Origin of the sequence: Insulibacter thermoxylanivorax (assembly GCF_015472005.1) — a bacterium.
GTDB lineage: Bacteria > Bacillota > Bacilli > Paenibacillales > DA-C8 > Insulibacter > Insulibacter thermoxylanivorax.
The window spans coordinates 1-13,914 of sequence record NZ_BMAQ01000022.1; the positions used below are offsets into that span (position 1 = coordinate 1).

11 protein-coding genes and 1 tRNA gene are annotated in these 13,914 nt (G+C 49.5%); all 12 read left to right on the forward strand.

All coding sequences use genetic code 11. The features are described 5' to 3' along the window. Nucleotides 1-503: 503 nt before the first annotated feature. The 12 genes from guaB (at nt 504) to PRECH8_RS09745 (ending at nt 13,732) form a co-directional block, all read left to right on the forward strand. A complete protein-coding gene (gene guaB, locus PRECH8_RS09690) occupies nt 504-1,961 on the forward strand; it encodes an IMP dehydrogenase (RefSeq protein ID WP_200966909.1) in 1,458 nt (485 codons plus the stop codon). A 349-nt stretch (nt 1,962-2,310) separates the two neighbouring features. Continuing rightward, nucleotides 2,311-3,759, forward strand: coding sequence for a D-alanyl-D-alanine carboxypeptidase family protein (locus PRECH8_RS09695; protein ID WP_242457520.1), 1,449 nt, complete (start codon nt 2,311-2,313; stop codon nt 3,757-3,759). Between the two features lie 192 nt (nt 3,760-3,951). Then, nucleotides 3,952-4,833 (forward strand): pyridoxal 5'-phosphate synthase lyase subunit PdxS, encoded by an 882-nt coding sequence (gene pdxS / locus PRECH8_RS09700; RefSeq protein WP_503826592.1) that lies wholly within the window; start codon nt 3,952-3,954, stop codon nt 4,831-4,833. A gap of 130 nt (nt 4,834-4,963) precedes the next feature. Continuing rightward, nucleotides 4,964-5,539 carry a pyridoxal 5'-phosphate synthase glutaminase subunit PdxT gene (pdxT, locus tag PRECH8_RS09705; RefSeq protein ID WP_200966912.1) on the forward strand — a complete coding sequence of 192 codons (576 nt, stop codon included), beginning with the start codon at nt 4,964-4,966 and terminating at the stop codon, nt 5,537-5,539. Nucleotides 5,540-5,704: 165 nt separating this feature from the next. Then, nucleotides 5,705-6,985, forward strand: a complete 1,281-nt coding sequence (serS, locus tag PRECH8_RS09710; protein WP_200966913.1) for a serine--tRNA ligase — start codon at nt 5,705-5,707, stop codon at nt 6,983-6,985. Between the two features lie 72 nt (nt 6,986-7,057). Further along, nucleotides 7,058-7,147: transfer RNA gene (locus tag PRECH8_RS09715), tRNA-Ser, on the forward strand. 131 nt (nt 7,148-7,278) lie between these two features. Next, nucleotides 7,279-7,422, forward strand: coding sequence for a small acid-soluble spore protein P (locus PRECH8_RS09720; RefSeq protein WP_200966914.1), 144 nt, complete (start codon nt 7,279-7,281; stop codon nt 7,420-7,422). A gap of 207 nt (nt 7,423-7,629) precedes the next feature. Continuing rightward, the gene (locus PRECH8_RS09725) at nt 7,630-8,688 is read left to right on the forward strand and encodes a hypothetical protein (protein ID WP_200966915.1); all 1,059 of its coding nucleotides are present in this window, start codon (nt 7,630-7,632) and stop codon (nt 8,686-8,688) included. A gap of 156 nt (nt 8,689-8,844) precedes the next feature. Continuing rightward, the gene (gene hisC, locus PRECH8_RS09730) at nt 8,845-9,924 is read left to right on the forward strand and encodes a histidinol-phosphate transaminase (RefSeq protein WP_200966916.1); all 1,080 of its coding nucleotides are present in this window, start codon (nt 8,845-8,847) and stop codon (nt 9,922-9,924) included. A gap of 60 nt (nt 9,925-9,984) precedes the next feature. After that, a complete protein-coding gene (locus tag PRECH8_RS09735) occupies nt 9,985-11,649 on the forward strand; it encodes a glutamine--tRNA ligase/YqeY domain fusion protein (protein WP_200966917.1) in 1,665 nt (554 codons plus the stop codon). A 334-nt stretch (nt 11,650-11,983) separates the two neighbouring features. Continuing rightward, nucleotides 11,984-12,862 carry a glycoside hydrolase family 43 protein gene (locus PRECH8_RS09740; protein ID WP_200966918.1) on the forward strand — a complete coding sequence of 293 codons (879 nt, stop codon included), beginning with the start codon at nt 11,984-11,986 and terminating at the stop codon, nt 12,860-12,862. Between the two features lie 273 nt (nt 12,863-13,135). Further along, a complete protein-coding gene (locus tag PRECH8_RS09745) occupies nt 13,136-13,732 on the forward strand; it encodes a TetR/AcrR family transcriptional regulator (RefSeq protein ID WP_200966919.1) in 597 nt (198 codons plus the stop codon). Nucleotides 13,733-13,914 lie beyond the last annotated feature (182 nt).

Consider the following 13,914-nt stretch of genomic DNA (forward strand, 5'->3'; position numbering starts at 1 on the left):
GGATGTGTCCTAAATTTAGGATGAAATCCTTCTGTATGTATGCGATTTGATTCATTACGACTCCTTCGATTCCAGCGTGTGTTATTAGGCACCTATGGAGCACACGTGTATTGCATACTTGGATAATCACGTTCATTTCAACAAAAACTGATGCTATGGGCGAAGGAGTTCGTCGTAATTAATTTGTAAATCGACCGATCGTTGAATGAGTATTGGAGTGCACAAAATGACACTGAAATGATTACCAGGATTAAGATAATCACCAAAATCATCACCAAAATCATCACCACAAAACTATCCTAAACGAGTGACAAATTACAAGTAATGATTAAACAATATAGGGCAGGGGTTCCGTACATTCCCTTTGGTAACGCTTGCTTAATGGAAATGGCGAAATCCTTGATAAATCAAGGGTTAAAGCACTTGACATCAAAATTATGTCTTTGATAAGATTGCGAGTAATATCTAGTCGGAAGAGTATTTTTAAAGGGAGGATCTTTCTTGTGTGGGAAGATAAATTTGGCAAAGAAGGTTTAACATTTGACGACGTTCTGTTGGTGCCGCGCAAGTCGGAAGTATTCGGCAAAGAGATCGATGTATCCACCCAATTAACATCTCGGATCAAGTTAAACATCCCATTCCTCAGTGCTGCGATGGACACCGTAACGGAGAGTGCGATGGCGATCGCCATGGCGCGTGAGGGCGGAATCGGCATCATTCACAAGAATATGTCCATCTCCCAACAAGCAGAAGAAGTGGACCGAGTAAAGCGTTCTGAGAGCGGAGTGATCACGAATCCTTTCTCTTTAACTCCTGAACACCATGTATATGATGCAGAAGAATTGATGAGCAAGTACCGGATCTCAGGGGTGCCGATTGTCGATGAGAACAATAAGCTGGTAGGGATCATCACGAACCGTGACCTCAGATTCGTACAAGATTATTCGATTAAGATCAAAGAGGTCATGACGAAGGAAAACCTGGTAACTGCTCCGGTTGGCACGACATTGCAGCAAGCGATAGGCATCTTGCAGAAGCACAAGATCGAGAAACTTCCTCTTGTTGATGAAGAGAATAACCTGAAGGGCCTTATCACGATCAAAGACATCGAAAAGGCGATTCAGTTCCCGAATGCTGCAAAGGATGAGCAGGGTCGACTGTTAGCCGGTGCTGCCGTTGGGGTATCCAAGGATGTCATGGAGCGTGTCGCCGCGCTGGTGGAAGCTGGAGTCGACCTCATCGTCGTGGACTCTGCCCACGGGCATCACATCAACATCCTGAACACGGTGCGTAAGATTCGCGAGAAATACCCGGATCTGCCGATCTGCGCTGGTAACGTAGCAACAGCTGAAGGAACGAAGGATCTCATCGAAGCTGGTGCATCCATCGTTAAGGTAGGGATCGGACCGGGTTCGATCTGTACGACACGGGTTATTGCGGGGATCGGCGTACCGCAGGTTACCGCGATCTATGACTGTGCGACGGTAGCCCGCCAATACGGCGTTCCGATCATCGCAGACGGCGGGATCAAGTACTCTGGAGACTGTGTAAAAGCTCTGGCAGCCGGGGCGGATGCGATCATGATCGGCAGCCTGTTCGCAGGAACAGAGGAGAGCCCGGGCGAATCTGAGATCTTCCAAGGCCGCCGTTACAAGATCTACCGCGGCATGGGTTCGCTGGGTGCGATGAAGGACGGCAGCAAAGACCGTTACTTCCAAGAGAACGAGAGCAAGCTTGTTCCAGAAGGAATCGAGGGCCGCGTACCTTACAAAGGACCGCTTTCGGATATTGTCTTCCAGCTTGTAGGCGGTTTGCGTTCCGGTATGGGATACTGCGGGGCTAAGGATATCAAGAGCCTGCAGAATGATACCCAATTTATCCGCATCACGAACGCCGGGCTGAGAGAGAGCCATCCGCACGATGTACAGATTACGAAGGAAGCACCGAACTATTCCCTGTAATCTGCAGGATCAGGAATATTACGAACACGGACTGGCATCTGATTCGATTAGTGTGTATTAGTATGAATATAATGAAAAATCAAGAAGACAGGACAACGAACATGTCCTGTCTTCTTGCGTCTCCCAACAGCTTCCTGATCCGTATGGAACATCACTAACTGCATCGCCGCAGCATCATCCATTCATCTTGAATCATCACAGCAGCATCACCAAACTACTGCTCATTCAAGCTTTAGAACTATGCTAAATGGCACCATATGTTGGGTAAACCTTAGTATTTCTTCGCCATTCTTCTTATGTTACAATTGACGTATTGCAAAGACTGCTTAGAACAGTAATTCATGGAGAGGTGAAACCTTTGTTTGGGGAAGGGGTTATTAAGACACAGACTAAGAGTCATCTATGGCGGAAAACGGTAATCTTCGCCATCATTGCCGGCATGTTGCTATTCTCATTCATCGGCGCATTGTTCCAGCCATCCGTCGCATGGGCTGACGAGGCGGCAGAAGATGCGGATGCGGAACAGGCGGATTCAGAAGCAACAGAAGCAACAGACGCGGCATCCAACTCGGGAACAGGGGATAATTTCCTTGGATTACAAGTTAAATCGGCCTTATTAATGGAAGCTTACACAGGACAAGTCCTGTATTATTATGCTGCACCAGAAGCGAAGAACGGATGGGAACCGGCCAGCATGGTCAAGATGATGACTGAGTATCTGGTGCTGGACGCGATCAAAGAAGGCAAGCTGAGCTGGGATACCGTTGTGACGATCACCGAGAGACAGGATTCGATTCGCGGATCAGGACAGCTGTTAGCAGCAGGACATAAATATACGATCAAAGATCTGTTCAACCATATGTCGATCTACTCTGCTAATGATGCAGCCGTAGCTTTGGCGGAGAACGTTGCAGGATCGGAGGAAAAGTTCGTCGAGATGATGAACCAAAAAGCCCGCGAGTTCGGACTTTCCGAGCACGCGCATTTTTCCAATGCAACAGGCCTTCCGAATGATTACTACGGTGAGTATGCGCCCAATACATCGGGCCAGAACTGGTTCACGGCTAAAGACGCTGCGATCATCGCGCAGCGGCTGCTGATCGATCATCCGGAGATTCTGGAATTCTCCAGCAAACCGCAGGAATATCGTCGTGAAGGGGATCCGAACACGGAGCTGATGCTGAACTGGAACCGCATGTTAGAAAGCTGGATCCCGCTGAACAACCTCTATTCCAAGCTCTATGCATATGAAGGCTTGGACGGTCTGAAGACCGGTCATACCAACACGGCAGGATATAACTTTACCGGTACAGCCGTGCGGGATGGTCTGCGATTGATCAGTGTGGTCATGGGAGCCGAGAATGAGGATATGCGTTTCGGCGAAACCCGCAAACTGTTGGATTACGGTTTTAACAATTTTGAGAAGCGGACCGTGATCCCGGCGAAGACCGAGATGGAGCAGCTGCCGAAGGTCAGCATCAAGCGGGGTAAAAAGACTGAGGTGCCGCTCGTCACGCAGAACGGTCTGGAGCTTGTGATGAAGAAGGACGAGACCCTGGAGGATCTTGTGATTACAGCCGCTCCCGTGGATGAGGAATTGCTTACGGCACCGATTAAGCAAGGGGATGTATTGGGGACTCTGACTGTGGAGTACGACAATGGCGTAGAACCCGTCCAATACACCGTGAACTTGATTGCTGCAGAGGATGTGGAAGAATCGGGTTGGTTTACCCTTCTGTTGCGTGCGATCGGTAATTTCTTCAGATCGATTTGGAACAGCATCGTGAATATCTTCTGATGAAGTAACCCACAACAAGGAAAAGCTTACTTTGATAATCGTGTCGACGTTCATAGATCATGAACCGCGGAATCGCGCAACAAATGTCACATAGATTATATTTAATTCCTAGTAAAAAGGTTGTATATTCAAACAGCTTCATGTACAATCATTAAATAGATGATTTGAAGAGATTGCGGGAGGACATGAATGATGGAAACAGGAACTTCTAGGGTTAAAAGAGGCATGGCAGAAATGCAAAAAGGCGGCGTCATCATGGACGTCATGAACGCAGAACAAGCGAAGATTGCTGAAGCTGCAGGTGCATCCGCAGTAATGGCTTTGGAGCGGGTGCCGGCTGATATTCGGGCAGCAGGCGGCGTAGCGCGCATGGCAGACCCGAAGGTGATCGAAGAAGTCATGAACGCTGTATCGATTCCAGTTATGGCGAAAGCGCGGATCGGTCATTTCGTCGAAGCAAAGATGCTGGAAGCGATGGGCGTGGACTATATCGACGAGAGTGAAGTGCTGACACCGGCTGACGATGTATTCCACATCGACAAGCATGCGTTCACCGTGCCTTTCGTATGCGGTGCGCGTGATCTGGGCGAAGCCCTTCGCCGCATCGGGGAAGGGGCTTCGATGATCCGCACGAAGGGTGAACCGGGAACGGGCAACATCGTGGAAGCGGTACGCCATATGCGCATGATGATGTCCCAGATTCGCAAGGTTCAGAATATGTCCAAGGATGAATTGATGGCGGAAGCGAAGAATCTGGGCGCACCTTACGAGCTTTTGCTGCAAGTGCATGAGACGGGCAAACTGCCGGTTGTTAACTTCGCTGCCGGCGGTGTGGCGACACCGGCAGACGCAGCATTGATGATGCATCTTGGTGCAGACGGCGTCTTCGTCGGATCCGGGATCTTCAAGTCGGATAACCCGGAGAAATTCGCCAGAGCGATCGTAGAAGCGACGACTCATTATGAGGACTACGATCTGCTTGTTAAACTTTCCAAAGATCTCGGCACACCGATGAAAGGCATCGAGATCTCCAAGCTGGACGCTTCGGAGCGCATGCAGGAGCGCGGCTGGTAAACTGAGCTTAAGCTAAGCACGATTTGAGTTCGAGCACGTTGGAGGATCACATCGGAACTTCAGCCTATAGAACATATGCAGACACACGAAGCAGAACTTTGCGGACAAGATCGGAAAGAAGGAATGCAAGATGAAAATCGGAGTATTGGCACTGCAAGGAGCAGTATCGGAACATATCAAGGCGATAGAAGCTTGCGGAGCAGAGGGAATCGCGATCAAACGGCCGCAGCAGCTCAAGGATATCGACGGCTTAATCATCCCGGGCGGTGAGAGTACGACGATCGGCAGATTGATGAACGTATACGAGTTCATCGATGCGATCCGTCAGTTTTCAGCAGCCGGCAAACCGATCTTCGGTACCTGCGCCGGGTTGATCGTCTTAGCCAAACGCATCGCTGGCCAAGACGACAGCTATCTCGGTTTGATGGATATTACCGTTTCTCGCAACGCATTTGGCCGGCAACGGGAAAGCTTCGAAGCTGATCTTGATGTAAAGGGCATCGAAGGCGGTGCGCTGCGAGGCGTGTTTATCCGTGCGCCGCTGGTGACCGAGACCGGTACCGGCGTGAAAGTCTTGGCGACTTACCAAGATCAAGCTGTCGCTGTGCGCGAAGGACATCTGCTCGGTACATCGTTCCACCCGGAGTTAACGGATGATTACCGCATGCATGAATATTTTGCAGAGATGGTCAAACACAACCGCTGAGTTCAATCAGTGCTCGTATGGACAGGCACCGAAACCAAACGCGATGAGCGATGGTGGGGTGCCTTTCTTCCGTTTACATATGTCAATGAGGCATAAGGTTGAATATCGGTTTTGGGTATAGTAGAGTATATTTCATAATTAAATTCCCTTAGGGGAGGGGTACGATTGCTGGATATTAAGCTGTTAAGACATGAAATGGACCGGGTAAAACAAGCACTAACGAATCGGAATGCATCCTTATCGGATCTAGAAGGGTTCACATCCTTGGATCTTCGCCGAAGGGAATTACTGCAGGAAAGCGAACAACTGAAAAATCGCAGAAACGTAGTCTCGCAAGAAGTGGCCAAGCTCAAAAAAGCAGGGGAAAATGCCGATGCGATCATCGAAGAGATGAAGCAGGTATCCGATCGCATCAAGCAGTTGGATGAAGAGGTTCGCAGCGTGGAAGCGGAACTCGATCAGATCCTGCTCAGCATTCCGAATATTCCTCATGAGTCCGTCCCTGTCGGTGCATCCGAGGAGGACAATGTGGAGATTCGGACATGGGGAGAGAAGCCGGAGTTTGACTTCGAACCGCTTCCCCATTGGGAGATCGCAGAACAACTCGATATCCTAGACTTTGAGAGAGCTGCGAAGGTAACGGGTTCGAGATTCGTCTTCTATAAGGGTTTAGGAGCCAGACTGGAGCGGGCGCTGATCCAATTTATGATGGATCTGCACAGCGAGGAGCACGGATATACGGAGATGCTGCCGCCGCTGATGGTAAATACGGCAAGTCTTACGGGAACAGGTCAATTGCCGAAGTTTGAGGAAGATGTCTTTAAATTGGTTGATACGGATTACTACATGATTCCGACGGCAGAAGTCCCTGTAACCAACTATCATCGCGGCGAGATCTTGCAGCTGTCCGATCTGCCGCGCTATTATGTGGCATACAGCCCTTGTTTCCGCTCGGAAGCGGGAGCGGCCGGTCGGGATACCCGCGGCATCATCCGGCAGCATCAGTTTAACAAGGTTGAATTGGTGAAGTTCGTAGCTCCGGAGACTTCTTATGAGGAGCTGGAGAGCCTGACCAAAGCGGCAGAGCGGGTGCTGCAGCTCCTGGAATTACCGTACCGCGTAGTGGAGCTTTGTACGGGGGATTTGGGCTTCAGTGCTGCCAAGACCTATGATATTGAAGTTTGGCTGCCATCGCAGAATACTTACCGGGAGATCTCTTCTTGCAGTAACTTTGAAGATTTTCAAGCGCGGCGGGCGAATATACGATTCCGCAGAGAGCCCGGTGCAAAACCGGAATTTGTCCATACGCTGAACGGATCAGGATTAGCCGTTGGCCGTACGGTTGCTGCGATCTTAGAAAATGGACAGCAAGCGGACGGAAGTGTGGCTATTCCGCGTGTATTGTGGCCGTATATGCGGGATCAGCAGGTTATCACCAGAAAATAATCACTGGCATTCGACGATTATTTATGTTAAAATGCTTAATGCCGTGGATTATCGCCTTCACCCACGGCGCATGGAGAGGTGGTCGAGTGGTTGAAGGCTCTGGTCTTGAAAACCAGCGAAGGGGCAACCCTTCCGTGGGTTCGAATCCCACCCTCTCCGCCATTACATAGATCGAATACAGTCAGCCGTATTGCGCTTGGTGCGCGGTGCGGCTTTATTTTTTCCTTGGCATATTGCCGGCTTCGCCTGGAGACACTACACGTTAACAAGCGATGGAGGGGGTCAGCAAATCCATGCCAAAGACCAAATCATTCCCTGTCTTTCATGAGAATCGCAAGCGGGACGATCATGAAACGACGGTGCAGGAGCCGTTGTCCGGATCCAAAAAAGTTAAAAGCCGCAATCATTCCCGGCAAAATCATGGTGAAGGAAGTTAATATACATTACGACAATTCGAAAACAATCGTCAGCCATACTGGATCTAAAGGACCGCATTATTACTTTGTATATGCGATGAAAGTTTTATTTTGTTAATCTTACGTAATAATTGTTGACTATTCTTCCAAAAACCCCTTTCCCTATTTGACAAATTGAGTTACAATAACTCATGTTTGTTACAAAAAGAGGGAGAGGGGATTGTGTTGTTGAGGAAAACCTTAACATTTGCAACAGCAGTTCTGCTGATCTTAGGCCTTTTCTTGGCAGGCTGCGGCAACCAAGCTGCGAATCAGAAGACAGCGCAAGAAATTCTTACAGAAGCATTCAAAAAATCAGCCGAGGTAACATCTTCTAAATACGAAGGTTCAATGAAGCTTAATCTGCAACTACCAGACAGCGCACTGGATAGTCCAGAAGCTGCTATGGTATTAAATATGCTTAACAGTGCAGAACTAACTTTCCGCGGAACATCGCAAATCGACCCGATGATGGCAGAATTGTTCCTGACAGCTCGCATCACCGGCGATACGGAGATCGCAATCAATATGTCGATGTTGATCACAGAGGAGAAGATGTGGATCAAGATCCCGAACACACCATTCTTGCCTCTGCCTGATGAGCTTGTCGACAAGTACGTTGAATTGGATTTTGCAGAACTGGGAGCTATGGCGGGTGAGGAATTCACCTTCGACCCAGAACAGCAGGCTCGTTATCAGCAGCTCGGCAGCGAGATCGCTGAGATCTTCTTCGGCGCCTTCGAAGATGATCAATTCTTCACGGCTGTAAGCAAGGAAGACGCTGGTCTGCCGAGCGATGTAGACGCGGATCAAGTCGTGAAGTTCGAACTGACCAATGAGAATCTTCGCCCATTCTTCGAGGCTGTGATTGAGGTTCTTCCAGGCATGTTAGATAAGCTTGCTGAGATCGATGAGTTCGATTTGGCACAAGCTGAAATTGATGACTTGAAGGCTCAACTTGAAGCGGATAAAGATGAGATTTTCGCTGATTGGGATCAGGTTGAAGAAACATTGAATATTAATGACTTAACGGTCATTACAGCCGTTAACAAAGAAGGATTTGTTACGTATACAGATGTCAAAGCAAACATTGATATAACGGCAGACGGCGAGACAGGCACATTTGGTTTTGATATCAAAATGAAACAATCGGAGATCAACAAGAATCCTTCGTTTGAAATCTCTGAACCAAGTGCTGATGATGTCATTCCTTTAGAAGATCTGATGAATATGTTCATGGGATTCTGAACATCTATATACATGAAGAAGAACCGTTCCAGCGGATGGAGCGGTTCTATTTTATAATATACGGCAGAAGCAGTTTCACAACGGGCTTACCATTGAAGTCCTAACTAAGGACGGGTAGAATATGTTCATAGATGTCTAAAGGGCGGAGGTCAAACCATGAGTCGTTATTGGAATTCGTCGACGCGGCAATTAAGCCCATACGTTCCAGGGGAACAACCAAAGGATCAAGTCTATATCAAATTAAACACCAATGAAAATCCTTATCCGCCTTCCCCTCATGTCCTGCAGGCGATTCGCGGGAAAGTTGGAGAGGCGCTTAGGCTGTATCCAGATCCGGAGTCGACAGAACTTCGCGACCGCATCGCAGAGAAGTACGGTTTGAAGAGAGAGGAAGTGTTCGTTGGCAATGGTTCGGATGAAGTATTGGCGCTTGCATTTAAAGCCTTCTTCGAACCGCAGGCCCCGGTTTTGTTCGCTGATATCACCTACAGTTTCTACAAAGTCTATGTTCAGTTCTATGATCTGACTGCGAAGATCATCCCGCTTAAGGATAGTTTTCAGATCGATATCGACGCATACTGTAAAGAGAAGAACGGCGGGATCGTCATCGCCAATCCCAATGCTCCGACGGGAATTGAAGTGCCGCTCGAGAACATCGAGAGGATCATCCAGTCCAATCCTGATTCGGTTGTGTTGGTGGATGAGGCTTATGTTGATTTCGGTGCGCAAACGACCGTACCTCTTGTACGCAAGTATCCCAATGTATTGGTCGTGCAAACCCTGTCCAAATCCCGTTCGCTGGCCGGCCTTCGCGTCGGATTCGCCTTTGGTCATCCGGAGCTGATCGAAGGATTGAACCGGGTGAAGAATTCCTTTAATTCCTATCCCATCGATCGCCTGGCCCAAGCAGGAGCTGTGGCTGCGATCGAAGATGAGGCCTATTTTCGCGAGACGACGGAGAAGGTGATCCGCACGAGAACTTGGGTGGTCGAGGAATTGCAGCGGATGGGCTTTGAGGTCTTGCCTTCGAAGACCAACTTTGTATTCGTCCGCTTCGCCGGCTGCTCGGCTGCAGAACTGCAGCGCAGGTTAAAGGAAGAAGGCATCTTGGTGAGGCATTTTGCCCAGCCGAGGATCGATGAGTATCTGCGGATCACGATCGGTACCGATGATGAGATGAAGATCCTGCTGGATCGTTTGCAGCGGATCATCCAGGCCGTCGGTGAGGTTCATTGAACACAAGTACCTGATGAGGTAAGATATAACCATAATTTTACTTATAAAGGAAGGACGGACATGAAGAACATACACGAGGAGAACAACTTCATCAAAGCAATCGTTGAAGAAGATCTAAAATCCGGCCGGGTCAAAGAAGTGGTGACCAGATTCCCGCCCGAACCGAACGGTTATCTTCATATCGGACATGCCCGGGCGATCACCATTAACTTCGATACGGCTGCTGCTTACGGCGGCCGGACGCATCTGCGCTTCGATGATACGAACCCGACGAAGGAAGATGTCGAGTACGTCGAAGCGATCAAAGAAGATATCGAATGGCTCGGCTTTAAATGGGATGAATTATACTATGCTTCCGATTACTTTGAAGAGATGTATCAAAGAGCGGTCCTTCTCATCAAAAAAGGACTCGCCTACGTGGATCATCAATCGCAAGAGGAGATTCGCGCCACGAGAGGGACGCTTACGGAACCAGGAATTGAAAGTCCATATCGCAATCGCAGCGTCGAGGAAAACCTGGAACTCTTCGAACGGATGCGGAACGGCGAATTTAAGGAAGGCGAGTGTGTGCTGCGTGCTAAAGTGGACATGAATTCCCCGAACATCAATATGCGGGACCCGGTGATCTATCGCATCCTGCACGCCCATCATCACAATACAGGGGACAAGTGGTGCATCTATCCGATGTATACCTTCGCGCATCCGCTGGAGGATGCCATCGAAGGCATCACCCATTCCCTCTGTTCCTTGGAGTTCGAAGATCAGCGGCCCTTCTATGACTGGGTGATCGAACATTGTGAGATGGAGTCCCAGCCGCGGCAGTACGAATTTGCCAAGCTTCAGATCGACCGCGCGATCATCGGCAAACGCTACATCAGACAGTTGATTGAAGAAGGGATCATCGATGGTTGGGACGACCCGCGCGTCTACACCTTGAGCGGACTGCGCAGAAGAGGGTTTACGCCGGAAGCGATCCTGGCCTTCGTCCGTGCAACGGGGATCTCTAAGAACTCCGGGGTTGTCGATCCGCGCATGTTGGAACACTTTGTACGGGAAGATCTGAAGTTGAAGGCACCGCGTACGATGGCTGTATTAAGACCGCTGAAAGTCGTGATCACCAACTATCCGAAAGGACAGGTGGAGTGGCTGGATGCCGAGAACAACCCGGAGAATCCGGAGATGGGTACGCGGAAGATTCCTTTCTCCAGAGAGATCTATATCGAACAGGATGACTTCATGGAGAATCCTCCGCCGAAGTATTTCCGCTTGTATCCGGGCAATGAAGTGCGCTTGAAGCATGCCTACTTCATCAAATGCCACGATGTCATCAAGGATGAGCAGGGCAACATCGTGGAAGTTCACTGCACCTATGATCCAGAGACGAAGAGCGGCAGCGGCTTCACAGGACGCAAGGTGAAGGGAACCCTGCATTGGGTGGAAGCAAATCATGCTGTACCGGCTGAATTCCGGCTCTATGAGCCGCTGATCCGAGAGGATGCGACGGGCGAAGAGGATCTGCTCGATCAGATCAATCCGAATTCGCTGGAGATCCTGCAGGGCTTCATCGAGGAGAATATCAAGGATGCGGAGCCGCACGATAAGTTCCAGATGTTCCGCCACGGCTACTTCAACGTCGATCCGAAATTCTCCACGCCGGAGAAACTCGTCTTCAACCTCATCGTGTCTCTGAAGAGTTCCTACGATCCGAAGAAGGCTTCGAAGTGAGACGATAAAGCGTGTTGATTCAGCACGATTGCGTCCAATCCGTATGTGTAACGACAGATTATATCGACTCAGCATGAAATGTGTGCATCTGAGGCGGGCCCGCTAGGGTCCGCTTTTTTATTAACTTGATGATGAATCTTATGGCATATGTGTTGTCTAATGTTATAGGGGGTGATCAAGCGGGTCATCATGATCGGGAGGATCATCAATATCTGGCTTATCTAGATTATTGGGATGAAAGCGTGATTATGGCATCGCTTCTACATGAAGAACATGGTACATTATATAGAGTCTAGCTTCTATAAGCTCATACAACGGGAAAGGAGACTCAACCATGTTAACTAAAGCGGACATTCAGATTCGTGACCCCTTCGTCCTGCCGATTAAAGAAAGCGGTTTATATTATCTGTACGGCTCTACAGATAAGGATATATGGAAGGGCAAAGCAACCGGGTTCGATGTCTATCGCAGCAAGGATCTAGAGAACTGGGAAGGGCCGTTTCCTGCGTTCAGACCGCCGGCTGATTTCTGGTCGGATACGAACTATTGGGCGCCGGAAGTCCATATCTATAAAGGCAGATACTATATGTTCGCTACGTTCAAGGCGGAAGGCGTCTGCCGAGGAACGCAGATCCTCGTCTCCGACGATCCATTAGGGCCTTTCGTTCCCCACAGCGACGGCCCGGTTACGCCCCGTGATTGGGAATGCTTGGACGGCACCCTTTATGTGGATAAGGAAGGTAAGCCATGGATGATATTCTGCCATGAATGGGTTCAGATCAAGGACGGCACCATCTGTGCGATTCAGCTTGCCGATGATCTGTCCAAGGCAGTTGGCGAACCCATTAGGCTGTTCACAGCTTCGGAAGCGCCTTGGGTCGACCAGCTTGAATCGCCGCGTCACGGTCCGGGATATGTCACAGATGGTCCGTTCATGTATCACAGCTCTGACGGCAAGTTATACATGCTGTGGTCCAGCTTCCGCGGCGGCCGCTATGCACAGGGCTTGGCTGTATCGGAATCCGGGGATGTCCTGGGACGGTGGAAGCAACTGCCTGAGCCGCTGTATGAAAGCGACGGCGGACACGGCATGATCTTCCAGACCTTCGACGGCCGCATCATGCTGTCCTTACATTCGCCGAACGACACACCGAATGAAAGGGCTGTCTTTATCGAGTTAGAAGAAGTGGACGGCGTGCTTCGTAAGAAATAGTCATTTACAATGCACAAATGAGACCGTTTTCCGGTCGAACGGATGTTGTAAGATCGGCTCTCGTCCCCCTATATCTAAGGGGGCTTTTTATTTTGGGCAGGAGCCGCTTGACACGACAATCGGAGTTGGATTAAACTAAAAAAACAAATGAAAGTAATCACTTGCATTCGATCCTGTGCTGCTGTAATATACACGTGTATATTTGCTGATTGATACTAATTGATATAGGCTCACCAATACTAGGGTTGTCTGGCTAGGAAGGAGATGCTGCAGATGAAGAGCGACTTATCAACCAGTGACAAACTGCTGTCAGCCGCAATCGACCTGATGGCTGAGAAGGGGTACCATGCGACGACGACGAAGGAGATCGCAGCGGCGGCGGGAGTGAATGAGGTGACGCTGTTTCGGCATTTTGGCAGCAAACAGAAACTGCTCGAAGCCGCTTTCGACAGATACCATTACGGCGATGAGATGATGAAATTGTTTAAAGAGAAACTGGAAGGGGAACTGCATCCCGATCTGCTCCTCATCAGCCGCACATATCACACGATCATGACGCGAAACCGCAAGATGATCATGATCGGCATCAGAGAGGCCGGCAGCATCCCGGGCGTGGATGAACGGGCAAGCCGTCATCCGCAGAAGCTGAAGCAATTGCTTACGGAGTATTTCACCGCCATGCAGCAGATAGGCAAGATCCGCAAGGATGTAAACCCTGAGCTGCAGGCGCTGTCCTTCATGTGGATGAATTACGGTGCTATTGTCACCGGTATGAGCACCGGTGGAGTCCAGCCAAGCATATCCATGGATGAATTTATAGAGGAAAGCGTGTTGACCTTCGTAAGAGCATTGACGCCGGCTCCCGCATAATCCCTGCAGCGATCCGGGTGCTCCCGGATCGGGCTGTATTCCTCGTATGGAAATATTTCCACCAAGGGCAAACCATACTATATATGCAAGTATGCACTTGCTTACAATAAGCTTAAAAGAAGCATGAGCATAAACAAAGTAAGGATAAAGAGATGATTAGGAGGGATTTCCGTGTATACCGA

Bases quoted from the DNA above. Each gene is read 5' to 3' on its own strand.
- pdxS (WP_503826592.1), top strand. From the start codon at position 3,952: ATGGAAACAGGAACTTCTAGGGTTAAAAGAGGCATGGCAGAAATGCAA.
- pdxT (WP_200966912.1), top strand. From the start codon at position 4,964: ATGAAAATCGGAGTATTGGCACTGCAAGGAGCAGTATCGGAACATATC.
- PRECH8_RS09720 (WP_200966914.1), top strand. From the start codon at position 7,279: ATGCCAAAGACCAAATCATTCCCTGTCTTTCATGAGAATCGCAAGCGG.
- hisC (WP_200966916.1), top strand. From the start codon at position 8,845: ATGAGTCGTTATTGGAATTCGTCGACGCGGCAATTAAGCCCATACGTT.
- PRECH8_RS09735 (WP_200966917.1), top strand. From the start codon at position 9,985: ATGAAGAACATACACGAGGAGAACAACTTCATCAAAGCAATCGTTGAA.
- PRECH8_RS09740 (WP_200966918.1), top strand. From the start codon at position 11,984: ATGTTAACTAAAGCGGACATTCAGATTCGTGACCCCTTCGTCCTGCCG.
- PRECH8_RS09745 (WP_200966919.1), top strand. From the start codon at position 13,136: ATGAAGAGCGACTTATCAACCAGTGACAAACTGCTGTCAGCCGCAATC.